Source organism: Rhodospirillaceae bacterium (assembly GCA_018662005.1).
In the GTDB taxonomy this organism is placed as follows: domain Bacteria; phylum Pseudomonadota; class Alphaproteobacteria; order Rhodospirillales; family JABHCV01; genus JACNJU01.
On the sequence record JABJHA010000010.1, the window covers coordinates 1 to 26,980 of the forward strand.

Below are 26,980 nucleotides of genomic sequence, written 5' to 3' on the forward strand. Positions count from 1 at the left end.
CCATGTATTCCAACTGCAATTATTTCGGCGTCAGCCTGAATTTGGAAGCGTTTGAGGAAACCGGGGATCAGGCGTTGGCTTTGCTGACCGAATTCTGGGCCGAGGCGACCAAAAGCCGCCTCAAGGTCGTCATTGAAGGTATTTCGGATCAAGCCCTTATCGACAAGGCCCAGCAATACGAGGTCTTTGCCCTCGATGGCCCGATCATTGCGCCTGATCAGGAAACAATGGCTTAAAGCCTTAAATCAGTTTCCAAATATGCTGTTGAAGGGCACCGAATAAACCAGCATCGCTGATTCTGTTCCCGGGTTGGTATCACCCAGACTGGCGTTAGAATAATGGGATACGGCGAGGCCTAAGCGCGAGCGGTCATCAAATCGATAGGCCACCTCAAGCTGCGAGCGGAATTCCACGAGGTAATCCAGATCAAGTTTTGAATTGCCGCCGGTGTATAAATGCGGAGCAAAACTGGGAGTCACGACGAAACGTCTTCCTAAAAACACATCGATCAGAACCCCCGCACCTAAAAAGCCCTGACCCGTTGATGTCCCGGCCAGTGCGGCAAAAGGCTTGAACATCCAAAGCTTGGTATCAGAGCGATATTCCAGACGGAACTCAGCACCCTGTTCTTTTTGCCGGTTCCAGTCATAGGATCCGGCGCTGAAAGAAAGAAAATCCGGGTCGTCGGCAAAAGCCGGAAAAGAGGCACCCACGCCTGAGAACACGGCAACTGCCAGCATCAGTGTTTTAATGAATTTTATCATTGGCCCTCAAGCGCTCCCGTTAATCTGGGCGGCATCATAAACCTTGGTGATCGAGAAGGAAAGAGGGCGGTGCTCAAGATCTGAACCGATCGGTAGCCTGAACAAGGGCGCGGCGGATGCCCGGTTCCAGTGCCGAATGACCGGCATCATTGACGATCATGGTTGTCACCGCATTCGCCCCCCCGGGCCAGTGGCGGGCCAGCTTGTCGGCGCTGACCGCAGGACAGATGATATCGTAACGGCCCTGCACGATGATCGCCTGTAGACCATCCAGTTTATCAAGATTGCTGATGATGAAGTTTTCTTCCAAAAACATGGAATTCCGGAAGTAATGCGTTTCAAGGCGCGAGATTGCCAGTCCGCCCATTGTTCCGCTCGGGGGAGTATCACGGTGTGGCGGGGCGCTCTGGGCCAGGCTTCCAGGCAGTAACGTGGAGCACAGGCTTTCAAAACGACTCCACGAGGTCGCCGCCGGCAGGTGAATTTTGGGATCCGGGTCGATTAACCGACGCCAGTAGGATTCCATTAATTCGTCTTGTTCTTCGGCGGGCAGGAAATTTTGAAAATCACGGTGTGCTTCAGGAAAAATCGTCGCAATGCCATTGATGAACCAGTCAAGCTCGGCGGCGGTGCCAAGGAAAATGCCGCGCAGAACAAAACCCAGGCAACGATCGGCATGGGCGATGCCGTAAGCCAAAGCCAGGGTCGAACCCCAGGAGCCGCCAAAAACCAGCCAGCTGTCGATCAGTAAATGTTCACGCAGGGCCTCTATATCGGCAATCAAATGGTTGGTTGTGTTGTTTTGGGTATTGGCATACGGGGTACTTTTTCCACAACCGCGCTGATCAAACAAAACAATCCGGTAGTGGGTGGGATCAAAAAAGCGCCTGTGGGTGGGGCTACATCCGGCGCCGGGACCGCCATGCAGGAAAATCACCGGATGGCCGTCAGGATTTCCCGACTGCTCCCAGTAAATTTGGTGGCCGTCACCAACATCAAGCATACCACTGCGCATGGGGTTCAGGGCCGGGTAAAGGTCGGTATTTTCCAGTTTGGCGTCCATGGCCGTGAGTATAAGGCACATTGCTTGGACAGTCAGCCCGGCTTCGGATAAAACCAAGGCTTCATAGACTCCAACAACGGGACCAGCGATATGAAAGCACGTGTTAAATGGGTCGAGGATGTGATGTTCGTCGGCGAAACACCAAGCGGCCATGCCATTGTTATGGACGGATCGCCTGAAGCAGGCGGTCGTAACCTGGGCGCCAGACCTATGGAAATGCTGCTGCTTGGCATGGGTGGATGCAGTTCGTTTGATGTCGTCGGTATCCTGAAAAAATCACGCGCTGATATTGTTGATTGCGTGGTCGAGCTTGAAGCCGAAAGGGCGGATGACATCCCCAAGGTGTTTACCCGTATCCACGCCCATTACATTGTCAGTGGCCATAATCTGAAACCGGCTGTTGTGCAACGGGCAGTCCAGCTTTCCGTCGAGAAATACTGCTCGGCCTCGATCATGCTTGGTAAAACCGCTGTTCTCACCCACGATTTTGAAATTATCGAGGTCTAGATTTGCGCATCCTGCTGGCCCTTTACTTTCTGTTTTTTGGTGTCGGGCTGGCAACGGCTGGTGGTCTGGTTGATGGTGGAACGGCAACGGTTACAGGCGTTGTTGATGGCGACACGGTAGTGCTCGATACGGTCATTGAAGGCTCAAAAGAAGTTCGACTGGTGGGCATTCAGGCCCCTAAATTGCCGCTTGGACGCCAGGATTTCAAGAAGTGGCCGTTGGCCGACGGCTCCAAGGCAAAACTCGAAGCCCTCGTTCTTGGCCGTGTGGTGACGTTAAAATTCGGCGGTCGGCGTATGGACCGCCATGGACGACTACTGGCCCACCTTTTTGTCGGGAAAAATACATGGGTCCAGGGGGCGATGCTGTCCTCCGGCATGGCCAGGGTCTACAGCTTTCCTGATAACCGGACCGCTGTCGCCGACATGCTGACCCTGGAAGGGGAGGCCCGCCTTGCCGGGCAGGGAATCTGGAGCAACTTTTTTTACAAGCTGCGATCACCTGATAATCTTAGCAAATTGATTGGCACCTTTCAGGTGATCGAAGGTGTTGTTCATGACGCGGCCACGGTGGGCAAGTGGACGTACCTTAATTTCAGCGATGACTGGCGAGAGGACTTCACCATAACCATAGACAAAAAAGCCCTGCGTCTGTTCAGCGGCAATGGCCTTGACCCCTTGCTTCTGAAGGCGAGAGCTATTCGGGTGCGCGGCTGGCTTAAAAAACGCAATGGCCCGATGATCGAGGTTACGCATCCCGAACAAATCGAAGTATTGGGTGATGGAGCCATAAACCGATAAGATGATGGCCATGCACATGATTAAAAAAATTCTTCTCAGTCTTGTTCTGACGCTGCCGCTTTTTGGCGTCGGCGCCTGTTCGGTCAATCCGGCGACGGGTAAGTCGAGTTTCACCGCCTTTATGTCACCTGAGAAAGAAAAGGAAGTCGGCGCCAAGGAGCATCCGAAAATTATTGAGCAGTTCGGCGGGGTCTATGACGAACCTGAACTGGGATTTTATGTGGCTCGCGTCGGCGCCAGTCTGGCGCGATTTTCGGAAATGCCGGATCTGGATTACACGTTCACCATCCTTAATGATGAAAAAGTAAACGCCTTTGCCGTTCCCGGTGGCTATGTTTACATTACCCGCGGCTTGCTTGCCATCGCCACAGATGAGGCGGAAATGGCCGGCGTCCTGGCCCATGAAATAGGCCACATCACAGCCCGTCATACGGCCCAGCGATACAGCGCCACCATGGCCACCAATATCGGCCTGCAGGTTCTGGGTGTGCTTGGCAGTGTTGCCGGTGCGCCGACCGGGACCGGCCAGTTGGCATCCTTTGGCGCGCAGGCGGCGTTGAAAAGTTATTCGCGCGAGCAGGAGCTGGAATCCGACGAGTTGGGCGTGCGTTATTTGAGCCGGGCCGGTTACGATCCGGACGCCATGACCGGCTTTTTCCATAAATTGCAGGCTCACAGCGAACTGGAAGCGGCCATGCAGGACAAGAAAGACAAGTCGGAAGGTTTCAACATTATGTCAACCCATCCGCTGACGTCTGAGCGCATTACCGAGGCCGAAAGACTTGCTGCCGAAGCTGATGCAAACGGAACGTTACGTGGAGAAGCAGCCTTCGCCAAGGAAATTGACGGACTGATTTTCGGTGATGACCCGAAAGAGGGTATTCGGCGTGGCCGGGTTTTTGAACACCCGGAGCTAGGCATTCGTTTTGAAGTGCCCCCCGGGTTCACCATGACCAACTCGCCAAGCAGCGTTATCGCCAAAGACGGAAACGGGGCAGCGGTGATTTTTGATATGGCCCCGGCCAAGAAAGTTCGTGAACTTGGCGGTATCAGCAAATATCTGTCCACCATCAATATCAATGGCTTCAGATTCAAGGATATTGAAGGCCTCGACATTAACGGTATGAATGCTGTCACCGGTACTGCAAAAGTTGGTGAGGTGGATGTGCGGTTGCTGGTTATCAGCAAGAACAGCGATCAGATTTTCCAGCTTCTGTTTCGCACCGAACCCAAAAGGACGGCGGAAATGGCGGTTGCTTTCAGACGCACGACCTATAGTTTCAGGCGCTTGAGCGACGATGAAATCGCCGCCATCCATCCTTTAAGAATTCGATTTGAAACGGTTGGCGAGGGCGACACTGTCGAGGAAATTGCAGCAAGGATGCCCATGGAGAAGTTTAATCTCCGGTGGTTTGAGTTGCTCAATAACATTAAAGCGGGTGATGCCCTGAAGCCGGGCAGTCAGGTCCGGGTCATTTCCCAATAATGAGCACAAAAAAAGGCCCGAAGATGATCTGCGGGCCTTTTCAATGTATATCTCACCAACAGCTTTAAGCTGCCGCCGGTTCCGGTTCGGGTTCGGGTTCGGGTGGTGGCGGGGCTGCAGCGGTTAACAAATCTTCCAGTTTTTCGGTAGCTTTTTCAGGGTCTGTCTTTTCGACAGCGGCGACTTCGCAAGCCAGACGGTCGAGGGCAGATTCGTAAATCTGGCGCTCACTGAATGACTGGTCGGGCTGGCCGGTGTTACGGTGCAGGTCTCGCACAACCTCAGCAATGGCGATGGGGTCGCCGGAATTGATCTTGGCTTCGTATTCCTGGGCACGGCGGCTCCACATGGTGCGTTTGACACGGGCCCGGCCCTTCAGGGTGGTCAACGCATTTTCCATTACTTTTTTGGAACTCAATTTGCGTAAGCCCGACACACCGGCCTTATCCGTCGGTACGCGAAGGGTCATCCTGTCGCGGTCAAACGAAATAACGAATAGCCTGAGCTTGTGTCCTGCGTATTCCTGGGTTTCGATATTGACAACCTTGCCGACACCGTGGGTCGGATAGACGACAAAATCGCCCGGGGCACACATCAATTCCTTAGCCATATTTAACCTTCTAATTCTAACTGTAACCGTCCAGAAACCAGGGCCGCAAAATTCCGTGCCGGTCATGGCGCGGATTGAAAAAAGGATTTTTGGAGAGTCCTGGTCTTGCCTAAAGGGCAGACAGTGATTTCAATTATTGATGACGTTTCGTCGTTTTATTCTCTTAAATGAGTACCAAACAGCCAAAACCGGCCAGGAATTCTTGGCCGGAGAAGCTAATATAGCACATTTTTATGAAAAAAACACCCCCACAGGGTGGTTTAAAGGGCCTTTAGTCGCCCTTGCCCGGGTTGGGGCTCAAAAGTTCGGCCTTGTTTGGCTTTCCATCCCATTCGGCGGCGTCCGAAGGTGGCACGCCCTGGCGGGTTATATTGGGCCATTCAAGAGAGTACTTGGTATTAATTTCCAACCATTTTTCGATACCGTCTTCCGTATCGGGCAAAATCGCTTCGGCCGGGCATTCGGGTTCGCAAACACCGCAGTCAATACATTCATCAGGATGGATGACCAGGAAGTTTTCACCTTCGTAGAAGCAATCGACAGGGCAAACTTCAATACAATCCATATGTTTGCACTTGATGCAATTTTCGACGACAACGTAAGTCATGGAAATCTCCGATAAGGGGTCTTAAAAAAAGTTGTTAGTGGGTTATGAAACGTCTGTACCGTTTAAGTCAAGCTGTTCAAGCACCCGTTTTCGCGCCTCGCCGCTTTCGCGGTCGGGAACGTAGATCAATCCACAGACCCGGCGCACCAGATTGGCTTCAAATTCATGCAGGATTCCATCGGCATAGGCGACCTGCCACAGCATTTCAATCATCCGCACCCGGTCTTCGTGGTTAAAGCTGTCCTTGATGACGCGGGTAAAGCCGTACAGTTCGACGGACTTGGCCACGGCCTCGCGGGCGGCGAGCGTCAGCTCATCTGCCTCGGCTGGCTGAAGGTCAAAATGTTCGCCAAGCAACGCCGTAACCGTGGCGATTTCGCCCTCGTCGGCGTGGCCGTCCATGCAGGCGGCTTCCATCAATAATGCGGCGGTGGCCAGCTTTAGCGTCTCGGCGTCGGCGGTGATTTCGGCGTCCTTGCCTTGCCTGCGTCCAAGAAGGGATTTCAGTTTGTTAATCATGATCGCTTGCCTATCACAGCGCGGCACAGGAAAACAAGGGCGTGCTCGTTTTTCCTTGTTTGGGAGAAGGTCTTTGGATTATTTCTTTGAGCTATGACAAAAGAACACGCTCCCTCAACGCTCAGGAACCGCGATCCCATACTTGATGTGCTCAAGCGTGTCTTGCCCAGCGAAGGTCTTGTCCTGGAAGTGGCCTCGGGTAGTGGCGAACATGCCAGCTATTTTGCGCAGCACCTAAGCAGTCTTACATGGCAGCCCAGCGCCAAGGACGCCGATAATCGCGCCTCAATACGCGCCTGGGCAGAAGATATCGGTAGTGAAAATCTCCTCGACCCTGTCGATCTTGATGTCCTGATCCAGCCATGGCCGCTTAAGCAGGCTGCCGCCATCGTTTGTTGTAATATGGTTCATATATCACCGTGGTCGGTGAGTGTTGCGCTGATCGCAGGTGCCGGGCGAATATTGAGTGCCGGTGGGGTGCTCTATCTATACGGCCCCTATAAGATCAATGGCGCCCATACAGCACCCAGTAATCAGGATTTTGATGAAAATTTACGGAGCAGGGATCTCGCGTGGGGAATCCGTGACCTGGAGGACGTCATCACTGAGGCCGCCCTCCATGGACTGGCCCACGTTGAAACCGTCGCCATGCCAGCCAACAACCAGTCGGTTATTTTCACACAGACTTAAGCCGGTTTCGTCTTCCGCGGGCCAGGGTGTTGAGAAATTCAACGAATACGGAAAACGCCATCGCCGCGTACAGGTAGCCTTTTGGAATGTGGAAACCGGCACCGTCGGCGATCAGGGTGGTGCCGATTAGCAACAAAAAGCTGAAAGCCAGCATTTTGACCGTCGGGTGACGCGAGACGAAGCCGGTAACCGGCCCAGAGGCCAACAGCATAACAACCACCGCCAGAATCACGGCGGTCGACATAATCAGCAAATCGTCAACCATGCCGACAGCGGTAATCACGGAATCGATAGAAAAGATAATATCGAGCACGGCGATTTGCACTATCACCGCGCCAAAGGCAGCGTGTTTGCCTTTTTCCGGTCCGGCTTCCTCATCGCCTTCGATGCTCTCGTGAATTTCACGCGTCGCCTTGGTCAGCAGAAACAGGCCGCCGCTAATAAGAATGACGTCGCGCAGGGATACGGCGTGATCAAGTACCGTAAACAGGGGTTCGGTCAGGCCGATTATCCAGGACAGGACAGTTAGCAGTATCAACCTTGTTCCCAAAGCCAGGACAATACCAATGCGCCGCCCATTATCGCGTTGCTCGGGCGGCAGGCGGTCAACGAGGACGGCGATAAAAATCAGATTATCGATGCCGAGCACGATCTCCATTACCGTCAGCGTCAGCAGGGATATCCAGGCGTGTGGGTCGGTCAGGAGTTCGATCATCGGTGCCTTGTCCTTTTTATGTGATCAGGGGTGTGATTTTTAATCATGGTCACGCAATTTGTCGATGGCCCGCCGTTCGGCCTTGGTTGGGCGACCGGCACCGGGCTCGCGCTCGGCGACGATTTCTTTTCGTCGGGCCCTTTTCTTTTCGGCAGGCTGGGGTGGTTGAAGGTCTTCGTACAAGGTCACGGCCTCGCTTGCAGGACCGCGCCGGGTGCTTAAAGACACAACCTTGATAACCCGGATATCGTCATTCTTGGGGAAGGTCAGTTTGTCGCCAACTTTAAGTGTCGCGTGGCCTTTGCGGATGAATTGATTGCCCAGCACCAGCTTTCCCGACGCGCACAACCGGGTCGCCAGGGTACGGCTCTTGAAAAACCGTGCATACCACAGCCATTTGTCGATGCGCAGGGTTTCCTCGCTCATCGCGGCAAGGCCAGTTCTTTCAGTTTGGCGAACGGCGAATGGGGATCGTAGTGAACTTTCTTTACCGGCTTGGTCTTTCGGGATTGCTTTGGCCTTGCCTTGTTTTTACGGCGAATGGAAAACTGTTCGCCATCTTTATGAAAACCGAGCTCGTCCAAGATGGCGCTCATATCTTCGGCCCCGCACCCGGCCAATGATTGCAATTGGCTGTCGATGGCAAAAGGCCCCTTTTTACCTAAGCCCCAGGCATGGGCGGCGATCCGCTCAAGAATATCAAGACGAAGCGCCAGCCTTCCTGCCGGGCGGTAGCCGATGGCAGCAAGGTAACCTTGCGGGAAATCATCCGTCGGCAGGGATACCCTTCCCGGATGGGGAATGTCTGGCGGCTCTTTTAAGCCATTGGACAGTGCCCACAACAAGCCCAGATAACCGGCCGGGGCGGGTTTTAACAGGCCAGGCAGATAAACACTGGCCCGGCCAATGACGATGCCAAGGGCCCGCAGAGTTTTGCGATCCTCCCGGCCGAGGGCCGCAATTTGCTTTTCTGCTTTTGCTCGCGTCAGGCAGCCAAGGTTTTCGGCAAGCTGGAAAACGAGCCCTTTGGCAGCACCACCGAGGGTCGCCTTGCGGGCGATGCTCAGGGGTTTCAGGAGATCGTTGAATTTGCCTTCAAGCCAGAGCGTGAGCCGCTTGTGGATACGGGCGCGGGCCGTCGTATCGAGCAATTGCGAGACCAGCACGTCGACATCCGGCGACAGCGGTTCCGACCCTTGTTTGAGGCGGGCAATGGTGAAGCCTGCGAAAACAACGTCACCTTTTTCGCTTAAGGAAATCTTGCTATCAGGGGCTTGTTCCAGGTTTTGGATACGGGTTTGGATTTCCGGGCCAAGGGCCTGCCTTGCCGCTTGCAGGATCGATTTATCAGCGGCGTCGGCAATGAAGCAGAAACCGTCAAGTTGCCCGATCCCGTGCCCTTCGACCATCACCGTACCGTCGCGACTGACGGCGGCGAGCATACCCGCAGGGTCGCGCAGACGTTTAACAAGAACCGCGGTACGTTGATCAACGAAGCGCTGGGTCAGGTGCTCGTGCAGGGCGTCGGACAGGCGGTCCTCAACGGCGCGGGTGCATTCCTGCCAGTGACCGGCGTCCACCAGCCAGTCGCCATGGTGGGCGACATAGGTCCAGGTGCGGATGTTTGCCAATCGGCCGGTCAGGGTTTCGATGTTGCCGTCGATGCGGTCAATTCGCTGCACATGATCGGCGATCCAGTCTGTTGGTAATTTGCCGGCCACAAGATGACCATAGATACGACCAAGCAAACTGGCATGGGCGTCGCTCATGACTTTCCTGAAATCGGGAATCTGGCAAACATCCCATAGCAGGGCGACGGCGGCTGGGCCTGTCGCCATGGCGGCGATGTCATGATCGCCGGCCAATAGTGTCAGGGCCGCCTCGTCGTCGGCCCCACCGGCCCGTATCAGGCCCGGCAGTTCCGGGGGCATGGCAAGCGAGTCTTGCAGGGCGCCAAGGGTGCGCATATCCGGTTCCGGGTTGCGCCAGTAAATCAGCTTAATGGGTCGGAAGCGGTGTTGTTCGATGTCTTCGATGGTTTGCGGATCAGGGACCGTGGCATCGCCGGTCAGACCGAAGGTGCCGTCATTCATATGGCGTCCGGCGCGTCCGGCAATCTGCGCCAGTTCCGGCGGACTTAAGGGCCTGGAGCGTTTGCCGTCAAACTTGCGAGTGGCGGCGAAGGCGACGTGATCGACATCCATATTCAGGCCCATGCCGATGGCGTCGGTCGCGACAAGGACATCGACCTCGCCTGCCTGATACATGGCGACCTGGGCATTGCGGGTTCTGGGACTTAAAGCCCCCATCACCACCGCCGCCCCGCCCCGGTGGCGGCGCACTTGTTCGGCGATGGCGTAAACGTCGGTCGCCGAAAAAGCGACGATGGCGCTTTGCGGGGCGAGCCTGTTGATCTTGCGCTCACCTGCGTAGCTTAAGGTTGAAAAGCGCGGTCGCTGGTCAAAGGCAGCTTCGGGCACGAGTTTTCTGATCAGCGGCCTGATTGTTTCGGCACCCAGAAACAGGGTTTCCTCGCATCCCCTGGCGTGCAGCAGGCGGGCGGTGAAGACATGGCCACGTTCAGGGTCGGCGCACATCTGAATTTCGTCGACAGCGAGAAACGCGACAGGTTTGTCCAGCGGCATGGATTCAACGGTGCAGATAAAATAACGGGCCCCTGCGGGCAGGATCTTTTCCTCACCGGTAATCAGGGCAACAGCGGCTGCCCCCTTGGCGGCAACGGCGCGCTCGTAATTTTCCCGCGCCAGCAAACGCAGGGGAAAACCAATGATCCCGGAGCGATGGGCGAGCAGGCGCTCCATGGCGAAGTGGGTCTTGCCGGTATTGGTTGGGCCGAGGACGGCAAGGATGCGGGGCTGATTGTTCATGGCGTCTTGGTCAGTTTAACGTGCTGTCAGGCATTTTGACCATAGGCACGAAAGCGACGGGCAGGGTAGTGCGAAAATGGACTTTACCGTCGTCCTGTTTGACCCCCACTTTCAAAAGCTGTGTTGAATATTGTGGGCCTACGGGCACGACCATGCGACCGCCTCCTTTAAGTTGTCTGCAAAGGGCCTGGGGAATGCTAACGGGCGCTGCGGTTACCATAATAGCGTCAAACGGCGCTTCTTCCGGCCACCCCTTATAGCCGTCGCCATGGCGAACCTTGACGTTGTCGAGGGAGAGGTCTTTGAGTCGCTCGGCTGCACTTTCGGCCAAGGATTTGACGCTTTCCATGGAAAACACAGAATCGGCGATGCCTGACAATACAGCGGCCTGATAACCTGATCCGGTGCCGACCTCGAGCACCCGGTCCGTTGGTTTCAGGTCCAGCAAGTCGGTCATTACGGCAACAATGTAGGGTTGCGAAATGGTCTGGCCGAAACCAATGGGTTGGGGGCGGTTGATGTAGGCTATCTTTTTCAGCCCCGGCGGCAGAAACTTGTGACGCGGCACATGCGCCAGCGCCGCCATGACGGTATCGGAGAAACTTCGCCGGCCGGTATAGGTCTCGGTCTCCAGCGCGTTATCCTGGATTTCGCAGAGTAACCGCTGCTGCATCTCGTCAATTTTGTTTCCGGTCATCGGTAAAAAATTCAAAGTTTTCAAAACGGGACTTGCGTCCATGTGGATTCTCGCACATATCTCCCGCATATAATTTTTTTTCAATCGGTGAGTGGGGATAACAAGGACGTTATGGCTAAGGAAAAATTTACATTTCAGGCGGAAGTCAGCAAGCTTCTCGATATCGTCGCGCGTTCATTATACAGCCAGAAGGAAATTTTCCTGCGCGAACTGGCTTCAAATGCATCAGACGCCTGTGACAAACTGCGTTATGCCGTCCTGACCGATCCTTCCCTAAGTGATGGAGAAGGCGATTTCAGAATTATCCTTGGCGTCGACGCCAAAGCCAAGACCCTGTCCATATCCGATAACGGCATCGGGATGAGTCACGAAGAACTGATTGAAACCCTGGGCACCATCGCCAAATCTGGCACCGAGGCTTTTCTGGCCCAGGCAAACGCCAATGCGGAGGCTGAAAAGAAAGGCAAATCCAAGGATAAGGATAATGTCTCGCTGATCGGCCAGTTCGGGGTCGGTTTCTATTCGGCCTTTATGGTTGCCTCCCAGGTTGATGTTTTGACCCGCAAGGCTGGTCAGGAAGAGGCTTTCCTGTGGAGTTCGGACGGCAGGGGTGAGTTCACCATCGAAACCGCCAAGCGCGACGGATGCGGCACCACCGTGACCCTGCACCTGAACAAGGAAGACAAGGAATACCTGGACGAGCCGCGCATCAGCCATATCATCAAGGCCCATTCGGACCACATCGGCATTCCCATTATCTTTAAGGATGGCGAGCGCGAGGAAACCCTGAATTCTGCTTCGGCCCTATGGACGTTGCAAAAAAGCGAGATCAAGCCCGAACACTATACGGAATTCTACCATCATGTAGCCCATGCTTTTGATGAGCCGTGGCTGACCCTGCACAACAGGGTCGAGGGCGTGATGAGCTACACCAATCTGTTGTTCATCCCAACAATGGCGCCATTCGATCTGTTCACGCCGGAACGAAAAGGCCATGTCAAACTGTACGTTAACCGGGTTTTCATCACCGAAGATTGCGAAGGACTGTTGCCGCCTTACATGCGCTTCCTGCGCGGTATTGTCGATTCCGAAGACCTGCCCCTGAACATCAGCCGCGAGATGTTCCAGCATGACCCGCGTCTCGCCAAAATAAAAACCGGCCTGACCAAACGGGTATTGACCGAACTGAAGAAAAAGGCCGAGAAAACACCCGAGGAATATGCCGCATTCTGGGAAAATTTCGGGGCTGTCCTCAAAGAAGGTATTTATGAGGATCAGACCAACCGGGAGAAAATTCTCGAGGTGTCGCGTTTTCAGACGACCGCATCCGATGGACTGCGCAGCCTGTCTGACATCGTCGCCGATATGAAAGAAGGCCAGGACGCGATCTATTATATTACCGGTGACAATCTTGAGACGGTTCGCCAAAGCCCGCAGCTTGAAGGTTTCCGGTCGCGCGGGGTCGAGGTCTTGTTGATGACCGACCCGGTCGATGAATTTTGGCTGCCTGCTGTCGGTTCTTTCGAGGACAAGCCCTTCAAATCGGTAACCCGGGGTGGTGCCGACCTTGATAACATCAAGGAAGAAGACGCTGACAAGGACACCAAAGACAAAAAGAAGAAAGATAAGAAGCAGGCGCCGGGAATTGACGAACTGATCGCCTCGTTGAAAATTTCATTAGGTGACGCGGTTAAGGATGTCGCCGTTTCCGAACGCCTGACCGACAGTCCGGTTTGTCTGGTTTCCGGCGAAGGTGACATGGATATTCAACTGGAAAGGATGCTCAAACAACACAAGCAACTGGACCAGTCAACGCCGCGCATTCTTGAAATCAATGCAGATCACGCACTCATCGTTAAGCTTGCCGGACTGGCCAAAGAGGGTAAGGGCAGCAGCGACGAGATCAAAGAAGCCGCCTTTCTGCTGCTTGATCAGGCGCGTCTGGTAGAAGGCGAGACCCTGTCCGACGTTGCCGAGTTCGCCCGCCGCATGAGCTCGATGATGGAACGTGGGTTGGTCTGATGAGCACATGTCCCTGCGGCTCCAGCCTTCAATTTGAAGCGTGCTGCGAACCTTTTATTGCGGGAAAGCCAGCGCCAACGGCCCTCGCCCTGATGCGTTCGCGCTACACAGCTTATTCCCTGGGCAACAAAGACTACCTGATCGAAACCCTGGCCCCCGAAATGCGCGATGATGATGACGAGGAAGACGTCAGCAAAACCGCAAACATGAAGTGGTTGGGGCTTGAAATACGCGATTTCAGCGAAGGCGGGGAAGGTGACGACAAGGGCAGCGTCGAGTTCGTCGCCAAATACAAAATCGGCAATAATGCCGGCATACACCACGAGCGCTCCGGTTTTCGCCGCGAGGGTGATCGCTGGTACTGCCTGGGCGGGGAAATCAACCCCAAGCCGGAACAGCGCATCGCCCAAAAGGTCGGTCGAAACGATCCCTGTCCCTGCGGCTCAGGTAAAAAATTCAAGAAGTGTTGCGGCGCTTAAATAATCCAAACACCCGCCCGTCGACACAGGCGAGTCCTGTAAAAATCAGAATCATGCCAATGATAGCGTTCTGGCTTAGCCTCTCGCCAAGTATGACGATGCCCAGCATGACTGCGCTGACGGGCACCAGGAAGGTGACCAGCAGCAGGTTTGTCGCCCCGGCTTTCGCCAGAATGTGAAAATAGATCAGGTAGGCCACCGACGTGCTAACCAGCGCCATGGCGAGCAATGAGCCCAGGCTTGCCATGTCCGGACTCGCTTCAAGCGGGCTTTCAACAATCAGTGCAACCGGTAGCATGATGATGCTGGAGGCAACCAGCATTCCCGTCGCCGCCACCGAGGTGGGATGGCGGCTCAGGCGGCGACCGTAAATTCCTGCGAAGGAATAACAGATGGCGGCTCCCAGTATGGCGATCTTGCCCCAAGCCTGACCGTCCATGCTGTCCAGGGCGTCCGGGCCGATCAGGACGCTAACGCCGAAAATACCGAAGAAAATGCCGACACCCTTGTTGACGTTCAGTTTTTCGTCCGTGGTCAGCAGGTGGGCGAGGGCGACGGTGAACAGCGGCGTCGTCGCGTTCAACACCGAAGCCAGGCCGCTATCAATATAGGACTGCCCCCAGACGATCAGTGAAAACGGGATCATGTTGTTAAGGCCGCCCATGACGAAAAATTGCCCCCAGCTGCGGGCATCCAGTGGCATTCGTTTGCCGCTCAAATAGACGTAAGCAAGCAGGGCGACGGCGGCCAGTGAGACGCGGCCGGCAACAATGGTCAGCGGTTCAAGATCCCGCAAGACAATTTCGGCAAAGAAAAACGGGCCACCCCATATCAACGACAGGAGCACCAGCAGGAACCATTCGCGCGGGGCCATGGTGGGGCCGCTCAAAGACTTCCCTCCAGTGCCAGAAGCTGGCGCTTGCGCTCGAGCCCGCCGGCGTAACCGGCCAATGTTCCATTGCTGGCGATGACCCGGTGGCAGGGAATAATGATGGCTACCGGGTTGCGACCGTTGGCCGTACCGACGGCGCGCTGGGCCTTCGGCCTGCCAATGTTACTGGCAAGCTCGCGGTATGAAAGGGTGCCGCCGTGGGGAATCTTTTGCAGCGCTTTCCAGACGGCTTGCTGAAAAGTGGTGCCACCGACGTTCAATTTCAGGCCCCTGAAGGCGTCCCGCTCGCCCTTGAAGTAGGCACTGACACGCCCGCGAATGTTAAGCGGGTTTTTCTGTGCCGCTTTTTCATAAGGGCCGAAGCGCTTTAACTGTTGCTCAATACGCTCAGGGTCATCGCTGAATTCCAGAACGCACAGGGCGTCGCCCAGGACCACCGCGGCCATCTCGCCCAAGGGGGTCGAAAAAGTATCGAAAATAAGTTTCATGGTTTTGATTTCCTTTTTGGCGACGGCAACATCGCCCATAAATGCATAGCGGCGTAGGCCCGCCACGGTCGCCAGTTTTCGGCCCGCTCGTCCAGTTCGCGGGCACTCATTTCTAGCCCCAAGGCTTTACACGCGTTGAGTAAACCCAGATCGCCTGTCGGGAAGGCGTCCGGTTCGCCCAGCGCCCGCATGGCGATGTATTGGGCCGTCCACGGCCCGATGCCGGGAAGAGCTGTTAGACGAGCCTGGGCATCTTCAAGGCCTGAGGATACGTCCAGACCCAAATCATCATCTGCAAAGGCCCGGCTTAAACCGCGCAGGGTTTGGGTACGACGCTTGGTCAGGCCGATGTTTGATAAGTCGGCTTCGGCCAATGCCTCAGGGGTCGGGAACAAATGGCTTAGTTCCGAACCGTTGGGATTTTTTATAGGGGCCCCATAGGCTGTGGCGAGCCGACTGGCGAAGGTGCGGGCGGCGGCGACACTGATCTGCTGGCCAAGCACGGCGCGAACGGCAATCTCAAACGCCTCCCAGGCTCCGGGAATGCGCAACCCGGGCCGCGTCTTGATCGATTTTGCCAGCAACGGATCGCGACAAAGATGGGCGTTGATCGCAACACTGTCAGCGTCCAGATCGAACAGGCGGCGGCTGCGTTCGATCACCGTTTGCAAGTTACTGGTATCGGCAAGGGAAACCGTGACCTTAAGGTGGTCGCCTTCGGCGGCATGTTGGACTTCCAGAATGCCCTGTTGTTTTTCGATGGCAATAGTACGCCGGTATGAATTGTCACTGACGCTTTCAACGCCGGGAATGGCGCGGGTTTGTAAAAAACCGATCAAGCGGGGCCAATCATATGGGGGTCTGACGGCCAGTTTCAGGGTCAGGCCAGCGTCATCGCTGCCGTCACGATCTTCGTTCATGCGGCGCAGTTCGCGCGGTGGGCGTGCGTAGATTTTCTGGAATGTGGAATTAAAGCGGCGGATCGAGCCAAACCCTGCAGCCAGGGCGATGTCGGTCAGCGGCAGGGCCGTCTCGTTGACCAGTTTTTTGGCGAACAGGACCCTACGGGTTTGCGCCACTGCTTTTGGTCCGACACCGACATGCTCAAGAAACAAACGCCGCAAGTGACGCTCGCCGACACCCAGACGGGCTGCCAGATCGTCGACGCTGGAGGTGTCCAACGCCCCTTCGTTAATCAACCGCAGAGCCCTGCTGACAGTTGTCGAAACACCGTTCCAGGCGGGGCCACCGGGGGCGGCTTCCGGGCGGCATCTCAGGCAGGGCCGAAAACCGGCATGCATGGCGGCGGCGGCATTTTCAAAGAACTGGCAGTTTTTCTGCTTGGGCGTGATTGCGGGGCAAACAGGTCGACAGAAGATACCCGTCGACACCACGGCCGTAAAAAAACGTCCGTCGAAACGCGGGTCACGGCTTTTGACGGCCCTGTAACAGGTTTTAGAATCATATTCCATGGTTCCAGTATATCCTTAATCAGGATTTTGACTGGCCATTTTCGGACATGGACTAAAGTTTAAATTAATTGATGGTGATGCTGGCCGCACCCAGGATTGCGCCGGTGGCGCGGGATTGGATAATAACGGCGCAGGCATCGCCGCTGTCATCAAGCGGCAGGGACAGGCTTGTTTTATTGCCGCTCCAGGAACCAATTTTTTTGACGGACCTGACGACATTGCGATTGGTAATGGATTTGCCGGAATTCTCGCCGCGTTTTACGCTGGTGGTGTGCTCCTTGTCATAAATCACCATGTGGATATCGGCGTTGAGCTGCCGGTTCGCATCCTCGAGCAAGACCTGCACCGCGCTGCCGTTGCGCTGCAAGTGCACATCGACAGTGGTCAATTTACGGGCTTCCTTGATTTGCCTGGCGATGGTCTGGCGGTCAGACCCGGTTCCCTGTAGAGTTCCCTGCACGACCATTTGCGGCGTGTAGATGTAGCGCAGATCCATATATTGGGCGTAAGTACGCTGGCGGCTGGTGTTGGCGGCACTGGAATAGGGGTCCTTCCAACCCAGATTATCCCAGTAATCCACATGGAAGGATAACGCCAAAATACCCCGGCTTTCATCCAGAGCAGCCAGTTCACCAAGATAGGCATCAGCGGGTGGGCATGAAGAACATCCCTGGGATGTGAACAATTCGACCACGGTCAGGGGTTTGTCCGTGTCTGCGACGGCCATGGAGACGGGCAGTGACAGCGAGACGGCGATAAAGAAAATGAGAGTCGAAAATTTTTTTAACCGGTAAATCATCGCTTGTTGATAAACTGCCTGCATAAAATATGCTAATCACAAGCAATCACATACAAGTGAAGGCGTTTAAGGAAATGACAGACCAGCAAGACCTTCTTGGTAAAATCCGCGACGCGGTTATTGGCGATGACCATCTCTTTCGCGGGCCGTTCGGGCCCAGACGATTGACCTACGCCGATTATACGGCGTCAGGCAGGGCGCTGGATTTCATCGAAGATTACATTCGCGACCGGGTCTTGCCCTATTACGCCAACACCCATACGGAAACCTCACTGACAGGCTTGCAGACGACCCATTACCGGGAGCAGGCGCGCGCCCTTATTCGCAAATCTCTTGGCGCCGATGAAGAATACGCGGTCATTTTTTGTGGTTCGGGGGCGACCGGGGCCATCAACCGGCTGATCGATATTCTCAATATCCGGATCCCCGCCAATCTGGATGCCCGCTTTGAGCTGTCAAAAAATATTCCCGCCGATCAACGCCCCGTCGTTTTCATCGGCCCTTACGAGCATCATTCCAACGAATTGACATGGCGTGAAACCATCGCCGATGTGATCCCCATCAACGAGGATGCCGATGGCCAGATAGATTTAGAATATCTCGAGCAACAACTCGAAATTTACAAAGACAGGGACCTTGTGATTGGCAGCTTTTCGGCGGCCTCTAACGTCACCGGCATTATTTCTGACCGGGTCGGGATTTCAGCTTTGCTAAAGGCCCATGGCGCCTTGTCGTTTTGGGATTACGCCGCTGCCGCGCCCTATGTTGAAATTAATATCACCGGTGATGCAGATATTCAGGCCATGGACGGCCTGTTTATCTCGCCCCATAAATTCGTCGGCGGTCCGGGCTCGCCGGGTTTGCTGGTGATGCGTAAATCGCTGATGGAAAATCAGGTTCCGGCTCGTCCGGGCGGCGGCACGGTCAGTTACGTTAACCCTAAGGAACACGTTTACATCGACGATCATGAGCACCGTGAAGAAGGCGGCACCCCGGCTATTATTGAAAGCATCCGCGCCGGTCTGGTTTTTCAGCTCAAAGATCGTGTCGGGGTTGATTTGATAGAAAAGCGTGAGGAGGAATTCGTCCACCGCGCCCTGAAAACCTGGACTGCCAACCCCAACATTCAGGTTCTCGGCAATCCTGATCTTCCGCGTCTGGCGATCATCTCGTTTGTTATCCGCCACGGAAAACTGAACCTGCATCACGACTTTGTCGTCTCCGTCCTCAATGACCTGTTTGGCATCCAGTCCCGTGGCGGCTGTTCGTGCGCCGGACCCTATGGGCACCGGTTGCTGCATATCGATCTTGATCAGTCCCGGGCCTTTGAAGACAGTATCGTCGAAGGCTGTAACGGCATTAAACCCGGCTGGGTACGGTTAGGGTTCAACTACTTCTTCTCGGACACGATTGCAGATTACATCATCGAGGCCGTCAATCTGATTGCCAAGCATGGTTGGAAACTGCTGCCACAATATACATTCGATCCGGGTACCGGGGTCTGGCGTCATCATAACGTTGCCGATCTTGCGCCGATGGGGCTGGAAGAACTGGATATTTTCAATCCCGCCTCATCAGGGGGGGAAACCGTCAGTGAAGACGCCCTGGCGGGATACCTTGAAGAAGCCCGAACCATCCTCGAGCAAGCAGACGCAACCACCAATAGCCCCGCAGAATCCACAGGCCCTCTTTCCAACAGTGCCGAAACCCTGCGCTGGTTCCCCCTGCCCGAAGAATTCCATCAGGGCTGGATGTGAGGGGGGGGGCTTTTAGCCCTTACCCATATTCCTCAAAACGTACTGCAAGATGCCGCCTGCCTTGACGTATTCGATTTCGTCCAGGGTGTCGATGCGGCAGGTCAGGGTGACTTCCTCTTTGACGCCGTCAGCATGGTGGATATGAAGGGCGACGTCCATGCCCGGGGTCAGGCCGCCGGAAAGTCCTGTAAGCTCGAAGGTTTCCGAACCGTCCAGCTTCAGGGTCTGGCGGGTCATGCCGCCCTTGAACTGCAACGGAAGCACACCCATGCCGACCAGATTGGAGCGGTGAATGCGCTCGAAGCTCTCGACGATGACTGCCTTGACGCCCAAAAGGCGGGTGCCCTTGGCGGCCCAGTCGCGGCTTGAGCCGGTGCCGTATTCCTTGCCGCCAAAAACAATCAGCGGCACGTTTTCATCGGCGTAACGCATAGCCGCATCGAAGATGCTCATCGCGTCACCCGAAGGCATGTGGCGGGTGACGCCGCCTTCAGTGCCCGGCGCCATTTCATTGCGGATACGAATATTGGCGAAGGTGCCACGCATCATCACTTCGTGATTACCGCGCCGTGAGCCATAGGAGTTATAGTCTGCGGGCGCGACCTGGTGTTCGTTCAGGTAACTGCCGGCCGGGCCATCTGTAGCAATGCCGCCAGCCGGTGAAATGTGATCGGTGGTTACCGAATCACCGAGAATGGCCAGTGGACGGGCACCGCTAATATCGGTGATCTCGGCAGGGGCGCCACTAAGGCCTTCAAAGAACGTCGGGTGCTGGATGTAGGTTGAACCCGGCTGCCAGTTGTAGGTTTCCCCTTCGGCGACAGAAATTTCCTGCCATGCCTTGGGTCCCTCCGAAACATTGGCGTAACGCGCCTTGAACATTGCCGGGGTCAGGGCCTTATCGATGGTTTCGCGAATTTCGGCGTTCGACGGCCAGATGTCCTTAAGGTAAACCGGGTTTCCTTCGGAGTCTTTACCAAGCGGATCGTGCCCCAGATCCCGGGTCATGGAACCGGCCAGCGCATAGGCGACGACCAATGGCGGCGAGGCCAGGTAGTTGGCTTTGACGTGCGGGCTGATGCGGCCTTCAAAATTGCGATTGCCGGACAGTACCGCGGTGGCGACGAGGTCTTCCGTCTCGATTGCGCTCGCGATCGGCTCGGCCAATGGTCCTGAGTTACCGATACAGGTTGTGCAACCAAAACCGGCGATATTAAAGCCCAGGGTATCGAGATGATCCTGCAATCCCGCGGCTTGCAAGTAATCGGCGACAACTTGTGATCCCGGGGCCAGCGATGTTTTGACCCAGGGTTTGGAGCGCAGGCCTTTTTCGGCGGCGTTGCGAGCCAGCAGGCCAGCGGCGACCAGCACCGAAGGGTTGGAGGTATTGGTGCAACTGGTGATGGCGGCAATGACCACATCACCGTCTTTAAGGTCATGGTCCGATCCGTTGACGGCAGCGCTGCGCGGTGCGTCAACTCCGGCCATATCCTTCAGGGTCGCCTCAAAAGCGCCGGCAGAAGCATTGAGAGAAATGCGGTCCTGTGGTCGCTTGGGTCCGGAAATAGCCGGCTCAATGCTGGCGATATCAAGCTCCAGCGTGTCGGTGAAAAGCGGCTCCGGGGTGTCGGCGTCACGCCACATGCCCTGGGCCTTGGCGTAGGCTTCGACCAAGGCGACACGGTCCGGCTCGCGCGAGGTGAATTCCAGATAGCGGATGGTTTCCTGATCAATGGGGAAGAAACCGCAGGTGGCGCCATATTCCGGGGCCATGTTGGCGATTGTCGCCCGGTCCGGCAGGGACAGGCTGTCGAGGCCAGGTCCGAAAAATTCGACGAACTTGCCAACGACGCCCTTTGCTCGCAGCATCTCGACGATGCGCAAGACCAGATCGGTGGCGGTGATGCCCTCTGACATCTTGCCCGTCAGTTTGAAGCCGATAACTTCGGGTATCAACATGGACACCGGTTGGCCCAGCATGGCGGCCTCTGCCTCAATGCCGCCGACGCCCCAGCCGAGCACGGCCAGTCCGTTGACCATGGTGGTGTGGCTGTCCGTACCAACAAGGGTGTCAGGGTAGGCAACCGAGCCATCCTCGCCGCCAGTCCAGACGACCTGAGCCAGATGTTCGACATTGACCTGATGACAGATACCGGTTCCCGGCGGTACGACGCGGAAATTATCGAAAGCGCTTTGTCCCCAGCGCAGGAATTCATAACGTTCCTGATTGCGCTTGAACTCCATGGCTTCGTTTTTTTCCATGGCGTCGGCAGTGCCGGAATAATCGATCATCACCGAATGATCGATAACCAGATCAACGGGCGATAATGGATTGATTGCCTGTGCATCGCCACCCATGGCGACCATGGCGTCGCGCATGGCCGCCAGATCGACGACGGCGGGGACACCGGTAAAGTCCTGCATCAGCACCCGGGCCGGACGGTAGGCGATTTCGTTGTCGGAGCGGCGGTTGTCGAGCCAACGGGCCATGCCCTTGACATCCTCAACAGTGACGGTGCGCCCGTCTTCCCAGCGCAATAGATTTTCCAGCAGCACTTTCAGCGAAAACGGCAGCTTGGAAATGTCGCCGAGACCCGCCTCGGCGGCGGCCTCAAGGCTGTAATAATCATAGGATTTTCCGGCGGCGTTGAGGCTGCGGCGGGTTTTCAGGGTGTCGGTTCCGAAGGTGGTCATGGTTCGGTCCTTAAATGTCCGGGAAACGGTTGCTTTCGATAATATACTTTTGCATTGAAGTCCACGTCTACCAGTAGGAAACTTGATCCCGCACAATGAAATAAAGCATCTCGGGTTGACGTTAACGTCAACTTCCACTTGACTTTAAAAACTGCTTGCGGCTCAGTGCCGCCTGTGTTGATTAAAGGGAACCGGGAAAAATAAGTCCGGAACGAAGAAAAAGGACACATTCTACCCTGCGGAGGCTCTAAAAATTAACAATCTCGATACATTTCCCAAGCTGCTGGCTGAAAATGCCCGTGTGCGTGGTTCGCGTCCCGCCATTCGTGAAAAAGATTTCGGTATCTGGCAAGCCTGGACCTGGGCCGAAAGTGAAAAAGAAATCCGCGCCCTGGCTTGTGGCCTTGCGGCATACGGGTTTGAAAAAGGCGACCGTCTGGCAATCATCGGCGACAATCGCCCGCAGTTGTATTGGGCCATGGTAGCGGCGCAATTCGATGGCGGGGTTCCGGTGCCGGTCTATCAGGACTCGGTGGCCGAAGAAATGCAGTTCGTGCTTGAGCACGCCGACGCCCGTTTCGCCATCGCCGAAGACCAGGAACAGGTCGACAAGCTGCTAGAAATCAAAGACCGCTGCCCCAAGCTTGAGCTCATTATTTATAAAGACCCGCGGGGCTTGCGCGACTATGACCAGCCGTTCATTCATTCCATAGAAGAAGTGAAGGAAAAGGGACGCCAGTTCGACGCCGATCATCCGGGTTTTGCAGAAGAAAAAATTAATGCCGGTAAGGGCAGCGACATTGCCATCATGCTCTATACCTCAGGGACGACGGGTCAGCCCAAGGGCGTGATGCTAAGCCATGATAATTTGATTATCACCGCCCGTAACGGCATTACTTCGGACAATCTGCATGAAGATGAGGAATCACTGGCCTATCTGCCCATGGCCTGGGTCGGTGACAACGTGTTTTCCCTAGGCCAGGCTTACGTGGCGGGTTTTTGCGTCAGTTGCCCGGAATCCAGCGAAACCGTGTTGACCGATCTTCGCGAGATCGGCCCGACATACTTCTTCGCGCCACCAAGGATTTTCGAGAACATTCTGACCACCGTGACAATCCGCATGGAAGATGCCGCCCCCTTTAAACGCAAGATGTTTAAATACTTTATGGAACATGCGCGGCGTGTCGGCACCCGTATTCTTGATGGGGCATCGGTTTCATTGATCGATCGCCTGTTATATATGGCCGGAAACATTCTGGTCTTTGCGCCACTGAAAAATGTCCTGGGGTTTTCGCGTATTCGCGTCGCCTATACAGCTGGCGAGGCTATCGGCCCGGAAATTTTCGATTTTTACAGATCCATGGGCATCAACATTAAACAGCTTTACGGCTCGACAGAGGCATCCGTTTTTATCACAACCCAGCCTAACGGCCAGGTTCGCGCCGATACGGTTGGCAAACCGGCCATCGGTGTGGAAATTCGCATCGAAGACAATGGCGAGGTCATGTTTACAGGCCCCGGTGTCTTCCAGGGTTATTACAAGAACGATGAAGCAACTGCCGAAGCAAAGGTGGACGGTTGGGTTCACACCGGCGATGCGGGCTTTTTTGACGCCGACGGGCACCTGAAAATCATCGACCGGGCGAAAGATGTAGGCAAGCTCAATGACGCCTCGATGTTTGCCCCCAAGTATCTTGAAAACAAACTTAAATTCTTCCCGTTTATCAAGGAAGTCGTCGCCTTCGGTAACGAAAAGGATTACGTCGCCACCTTCATCAATATCGATCTGGAAGCCGTCGGCAACTGGGCTGAAAGACAAAACCTGGCTTATTCCGGCTACACCGACCTTGCCGGTCGGGCTGAGGTTTACGATCTGATTCAGGAATGTGTGGAGACGGTCAATGCCGATCTGGCAGCCGATGAGCATTTGTCAGGCTCGCAAATCAAACGCTACCTGATCCTTCACAAGGAACTGGACGCCGATGATGGCGAGTTGACTCGCACCCGCAAGGTGCGCCGCAACTTCATCGCCGAGCGATATGAGGAGCTGATCGACGCGTTGTATTCGGACAAAACCCATATCCCGGTTGAGGCCGAAGTGACGTTTGAGGATGGCCGCAAGGGTGTCATCAAGGCCGATCTGGCAATCCGCGAAGCAGCACTGCACAAGGCCCAACCCATGCAGGAGGCCGGATAATGGATGCCCGCACCTTCGGCGACGTTGTCCTTCGTGTCGACGATGTCTCGCTATCCTTTGGCGGTGTTCAGGCTCTTGCCAACATCAATTTTGAAGTCCGCGATGGCCAGGTGCTGGCCATCATTGGCCCAAATGGGGCCGGTAAAAGCTCGATGCTGAATGTCATCAACGGCTTTTATCACCCCCAGCATGGCACCATTACCTACAAAGGTGAAACCCGCCGCCAGATGAAACCGCACCAGGCGGCCCGTCAGGGTGTTGCCCGCACCTTCCAGAACATCGCCCTGTTCAGGGGAATGTCGACCCTCGATAACATCATGACCGGGCGCAACACGAAGATGCACAAGAACCTGTTCTGGCAAGCCCTGCATATGGGACCGGCCCGTAAGGAAGAGCTTGAGCACCGTGAATTCGTTGAGAACATCATTGATTTTCTGGAAATCGAGCACATTCGCAAAACCCCGGTCGGGCGTTTGCCTTATGGCTTGCAAAAACGGGTCGAACTGGGCCGGGCGCTGGCTGCCGAACCGGAACTGCTTTTGCTTGATGAACCGATGGCCGGTATGAACCTTGAAGAAAAAGAGGACATGAGCCGCTATATCCTCGACGTTAATGACGAATTCGGCACCACCATTGTCCTTATCGAACACGACATGGGCGTGGTCATGGATATTTCCGACTATGTGGTGGTTCTCGATTACGGACGCAAGCTGGCTGACGGCTCGCCTGATGAAGTGCGCTCCAATCAGCTTGTTATTGATGCTTATCTGGGGGTTGCCCATGATTAACACCTGCGAGGCGTCTTCATAATGGAATTCCTGACCGCCATTTTTGTCTCACCGTTTGTCGAGATTTATGAATATCCCCTGTTCTTCATCGAAGTGGTACTGGGCGGCCTGCTGGCCGGTGTCATGTATTCGCTGGTGGCGCTTGGTTTTGTGCTGATTTTCAAGGCCTCAGGCGTTTTCAATTTCGCACAAGGCGCGATGGTGCTGTTTTCCGCGTTGACCCTGGTCGGCCTGATAGAACACGGCTTTCCCATCTGGCTGGCGCTGATCAGCACGATCATCGTGATGATTGTCCTGGCCATGGCCATCGAGAAGGTGGTCTTAAGAAAACTGGTCAACCAGGAGCCGATCATTTTGTTTATGGCGACCATCGGGCTTAGTTATTTCCTTGATGGCTTCGGCCAAACCCTGTGGGGCAGTGACGTCAAGGTACTTGATCTGGGCATTCCCAGCGCGCCTATTGAATTTTCAGGCATTCTGGTCAACCAGTTTGATCTGGTCGCCGCCGCTTCGGCCGGCACCCTTGTCGCCGTTCTTGCCATCTTTTTCCATAAAACACGCATCGGGCGGGCGTTGCGCGCCGTTGCCGATGATCATCAGGCGGCGCTTTCCGTGGGTATTCCCTTGAAAACCATCTGGGCCATTGTCTGGGCGGTTGCCGGTCTTGTTGGCCTGGTTGCAGGCATCATGTGGGGAACCAAGCTGGGCGTTCAGTTCACGCTGACCCTGGTTGCCCTGAAAGCACTGCCGGTGCTCATTCTGGGTGGTTTTACCTCAATTCCCGGTGCCATTATCGGTGGTTTGATCATCGGCATGGGTGAAAAGGTCGCCGAAGTATTCTGGGGCGCTGCCTTCGGTGGTGCTATCGAGGACTGGTTCGCCTATATGCTGGCGCTGGCGTTCCTGCTGTTCCGTCCGCAAGGACTGTTCGGCGAAAAAATTATCGAGAGGGTTTAAGGTCATGTTGTATCGCGAGGCCGGACAATTCAAAACCAGCTACGCCAAGGATCAGGCGATTTTCCCGATCCTGCAGGACCGTATCATGATGGCGTTGATGTTGGTCGTCGCCTTCGTTGCGGTGCCGCTGCTGGCCAGTGAATACTGGTTGTCGACCATTATGCTGCCGTTTCTGGTGTTCTCGCTTGCCGCCCTCGGCCTCAACCTGCTGACCGGTTACGCCGGTCAATTAAGCCTGGGGACGGGTGGGTTTATGGCCACCGGGGCTTTTGCGGCTTACAAACTGGCGGTCGCTTTTCCGGAAATGAACATTATCATCGTGTTCCTTCTTTCTGGCCTTATCACTGCTGCAGTCGGCGTTTTGTTCGGTCTTCCGTCTTTACGGATCAAGGGTTTTTATCTGGCAGTGGCGACGTTGGCCTCGCAATTCTTCCTGGTCTGGATGTTCAACAAGTTTCCCTGGTTCACCAATTATTCTTCCTCCGGCGTGATCAGCGCGCCGCCGCGGGCCGTCTTTGGTGACTTTTTTGTCACTGGTTCATCGGCCAGTCCGATAAATAAATACCTGTTTACCCTGGCCATTGTCTGCGTTTTGGCGCTGGCGGCGAAAAATATTGTCCGCTCTCATATCGGTCGTGGCTGGATGGCGATCCGCGATATGGACATCGCGGCGGAGATCATCGGCATCAAACCGTTGCAGACGAAACTTGGCGCCTTTGCCGTCAGTTCTTTCTATTGCGGCATTTCCGGGGCCTTGTGGGCGTTCATCTATACCTCGAGTGTTGAGGCTTTAGCCTTTGATATTACACGTTCTTTCCAAATATTGTTCATGATTATCATTGGCGGACTGGGTTCCATACTGGGTTCGTTCATGGGCGCGGCCTTTATTGTCCTGCTACCAATTTTCCTGTCCAATGCGCCGACCATGTTTGGTCTGAATATCTCCGTCGATTTGATCAGTCACATGGAATTTATGATTTTCGGGGCGTTAATTATCTTTTTCCTGATCGTCGAACCACACGGACTGGCCCGCTTGTGGCAAATCGGAAAGGAAAAATTGCGTTTGTGGCCGTTCCCCTATTAGGGCAC

Annotated in this window: 26 protein-coding genes; 12 read left to right on the forward strand and 14 right to left on the reverse strand. The window is 55.2% G+C overall.

Annotated elements, in window-relative coordinates; translation table 11 throughout:
• Positions 1–236: hypothetical protein (locus HOL66_05485; protein MBT5243674.1), on the forward strand; the 236-nt coding region annotated here is incomplete at its 5' end.
• Positions 237–245: 9 nt separating this feature from the next.
• On the opposite strand, the gene HOL66_05490 is transcribed toward HOL66_05485, so the two are convergent.
• Complete coding sequence (locus tag HOL66_05490; GenBank protein ID MBT5243675.1) at positions 246–740, reverse strand: acyloxyacyl hydrolase; 495 nt, start codon at positions 738–740, stop codon at positions 246–248.
• 97 nt (positions 741–837) lie between these two features.
• Entirely contained in the window at positions 838–1,827 is a 990-nt protein-coding gene (gene pip, locus HOL66_05495; GenBank protein MBT5243676.1) for a prolyl aminopeptidase, read from the reverse strand.
• A gap of 90 nt (positions 1,828–1,917) precedes the next feature.
• On the opposite strand from pip, the gene HOL66_05500 reads away from it, so the two are divergent.
• Genes HOL66_05500 through HOL66_05510 form a run of 3 tightly spaced genes read left to right on the forward strand, consistent with a single transcriptional unit; the run spans position 1,918 to position 4,620 of the window.
• Positions 1,918–2,334, forward strand: a complete 417-nt coding sequence (locus HOL66_05500; protein MBT5243677.1) for an OsmC family protein — start codon at positions 1,918–1,920, stop codon at positions 2,332–2,334.
• Between the two features lie 2 nt (positions 2,335–2,336).
• Entirely contained in the window at positions 2,337–3,134 is a 798-nt protein-coding gene (locus HOL66_05505; protein ID MBT5243678.1) for a thermonuclease family protein, read from the forward strand.
• A gap of 16 nt (positions 3,135–3,150) precedes the next feature.
• Positions 3,151–4,620, forward strand: a complete 1,470-nt coding sequence (locus HOL66_05510; GenBank protein ID MBT5243679.1) for a M48 family metalloprotease — start codon at positions 3,151–3,153, stop codon at positions 4,618–4,620.
• Positions 4,621–4,684: 64 nt separating this feature from the next.
• On the opposite strand, the gene HOL66_05515 is transcribed toward HOL66_05510, so the two are convergent.
• From HOL66_05515 to HOL66_05525, 3 genes are all read right to left on the reverse strand, one after another.
• Positions 4,685–5,230, reverse strand: a complete 546-nt coding sequence (locus HOL66_05515; protein MBT5243680.1) for a CarD family transcriptional regulator — start codon at positions 5,228–5,230, stop codon at positions 4,685–4,687.
• 271 nt (positions 5,231–5,501) lie between these two features.
• Positions 5,502–5,837, reverse strand: a complete 336-nt coding sequence (locus HOL66_05520) for a ferredoxin family protein (protein ID MBT5243681.1) — start codon at positions 5,835–5,837, stop codon at positions 5,502–5,504.
• A gap of 42 nt (positions 5,838–5,879) precedes the next feature.
• Complete coding sequence (locus HOL66_05525; protein ID MBT5243682.1) at positions 5,880–6,356, reverse strand: TerB family tellurite resistance protein; 477 nt, start codon at positions 6,354–6,356, stop codon at positions 5,880–5,882.
• 93 nt (positions 6,357–6,449) lie between these two features.
• Between HOL66_05525 and HOL66_05530 the strand changes: the two genes are divergently transcribed.
• Positions 6,450–7,046: a DUF938 domain-containing protein gene (locus HOL66_05530; protein MBT5243683.1), complete on the forward strand. Its 597-nt coding sequence runs from the start codon at positions 6,450–6,452 to the stop codon at positions 7,044–7,046.
• Here the strand turns inward: HOL66_05530 and HOL66_05535 are convergent.
• The 4 genes from HOL66_05535 to HOL66_05550 are packed head-to-tail and all read right to left on the reverse strand — an operon-like array spanning position 7,033 to position 11,346.
• On the reverse strand, positions 7,033–7,761 hold the full coding sequence (locus tag HOL66_05535) for a TerC family protein (protein ID MBT5243684.1): 729 nt from the start codon (positions 7,759–7,761) through the stop codon (positions 7,033–7,035). The two genes, HOL66_05530 and HOL66_05535, sit on opposite strands and share 14 nt — an antisense overlap.
• 39 nt (positions 7,762–7,800) lie before the next feature.
• Positions 7,801–8,187: an RNA-binding S4 domain-containing protein gene (locus tag HOL66_05540; GenBank protein ID MBT5243685.1), complete on the reverse strand. Its 387-nt coding sequence runs from the start codon at positions 8,185–8,187 to the stop codon at positions 7,801–7,803.
• Positions 8,184–10,649, reverse strand: coding sequence for a disulfide oxidoreductase (locus HOL66_05545; GenBank protein ID MBT5243686.1), 2,466 nt, complete (start codon positions 10,647–10,649; stop codon positions 8,184–8,186). The genes HOL66_05540 and HOL66_05545 overlap by 4 nt, the downstream gene beginning before the upstream one ends.
• Positions 10,650–10,659: 10 nt before the next feature.
• Positions 10,660–11,346 carry a protein-L-isoaspartate(D-aspartate) O-methyltransferase gene (locus HOL66_05550; protein MBT5243687.1) on the reverse strand — a complete coding sequence of 229 codons (687 nt, stop codon included), beginning with the start codon at positions 11,344–11,346 and terminating at the stop codon, positions 10,660–10,662.
• Between the two features lie 111 nt (positions 11,347–11,457).
• On the opposite strand from HOL66_05550, the gene htpG reads away from it, so the two are divergent.
• Together htpG and HOL66_05560 are read left to right on the forward strand one after the other, a co-directional pair.
• Positions 11,458–13,368 (forward strand): molecular chaperone HtpG, encoded by a 1,911-nt coding sequence (htpG, locus tag HOL66_05555; protein MBT5243688.1) that lies wholly within the window; start codon positions 11,458–11,460, stop codon positions 13,366–13,368.
• Complete coding sequence (locus tag HOL66_05560; GenBank protein MBT5243689.1) at positions 13,368–13,847, forward strand: YchJ family protein; 480 nt, start codon at positions 13,368–13,370, stop codon at positions 13,845–13,847. Before htpG ends, HOL66_05560 begins: the two co-directional genes overlap by 1 nt.
• Here HOL66_05560 and HOL66_05565 read toward each other — a convergent pair.
• From HOL66_05565 to HOL66_05580, 4 genes are all read right to left on the reverse strand, one after another.
• The gene (locus HOL66_05565; protein MBT5243690.1) at positions 13,825–14,721 is read right to left on the reverse strand and encodes a DMT family transporter; all 897 of its coding nucleotides are present in this window, start codon (positions 14,719–14,721) and stop codon (positions 13,825–13,827) included. The genes HOL66_05560 and HOL66_05565 overlap by 23 nt on opposite strands.
• A gap of 11 nt (positions 14,722–14,732) precedes the next feature.
• Positions 14,733–15,227 (reverse strand): methylated-DNA--[protein]-cysteine S-methyltransferase, encoded by a 495-nt coding sequence (locus tag HOL66_05570; GenBank protein ID MBT5243691.1) that lies wholly within the window; start codon positions 15,225–15,227, stop codon positions 14,733–14,735.
• Complete coding sequence (locus HOL66_05575; protein ID MBT5243692.1) at positions 15,224–16,699, reverse strand: DNA-3-methyladenine glycosylase 2 family protein; 1,476 nt, start codon at positions 16,697–16,699, stop codon at positions 15,224–15,226. Before HOL66_05575 ends, HOL66_05570 begins: the two co-directional genes overlap by 4 nt.
• A gap of 64 nt (positions 16,700–16,763) precedes the next feature.
• Complete coding sequence (locus HOL66_05580; GenBank protein MBT5243693.1) at positions 16,764–17,498, reverse strand: DUF1223 domain-containing protein; 735 nt, start codon at positions 17,496–17,498, stop codon at positions 16,764–16,766.
• 74 nt (positions 17,499–17,572) lie between these two features.
• Between HOL66_05580 and HOL66_05585 the strand changes: the two genes are divergently transcribed.
• Entirely contained in the window at positions 17,573–19,255 is a 1,683-nt protein-coding gene (locus tag HOL66_05585; GenBank protein MBT5243694.1) for an aminotransferase class V-fold PLP-dependent enzyme, read from the forward strand.
• Positions 19,256–19,267: 12 nt separating this feature from the next.
• Here HOL66_05585 and acnA read toward each other — a convergent pair whose 3' ends face one another.
• Positions 19,268–21,949 carry an aconitate hydratase AcnA gene (acnA, locus tag HOL66_05590; protein ID MBT5243695.1) on the reverse strand — a complete coding sequence of 894 codons (2,682 nt, stop codon included), beginning with the start codon at positions 21,947–21,949 and terminating at the stop codon, positions 19,268–19,270.
• Between the two features lie 253 nt (positions 21,950–22,202).
• Between acnA and HOL66_05595 the strand changes: the two genes are divergently transcribed.
• From HOL66_05595 to HOL66_05610, 4 genes are read left to right on the forward strand one after another with little or no spacing between them, the layout of a single operon-like run.
• A complete protein-coding gene (locus tag HOL66_05595; GenBank protein MBT5243696.1) occupies positions 22,203–24,146 on the forward strand; it encodes an AMP-binding protein in 1,944 nt (647 codons plus the stop codon).
• Positions 24,146–24,934, forward strand: coding sequence for an ABC transporter ATP-binding protein (locus HOL66_05600; protein MBT5243697.1), 789 nt, complete (start codon positions 24,146–24,148; stop codon positions 24,932–24,934). Before HOL66_05595 ends, HOL66_05600 begins: the two co-directional genes overlap by 1 nt.
• Before the next feature lie 21 nt (positions 24,935–24,955).
• Positions 24,956–25,891 (forward strand): branched-chain amino acid ABC transporter permease, encoded by a 936-nt coding sequence (locus HOL66_05605; protein MBT5243698.1) that lies wholly within the window; start codon positions 24,956–24,958, stop codon positions 25,889–25,891.
• 4 nt (positions 25,892–25,895) lie between these two features.
• Positions 25,896–26,975 (forward strand): branched-chain amino acid ABC transporter permease, encoded by a 1,080-nt coding sequence (locus HOL66_05610; GenBank protein MBT5243699.1) that lies wholly within the window; start codon positions 25,896–25,898, stop codon positions 26,973–26,975.
• Positions 26,976–26,980: the final 5 nt, after the last annotated feature.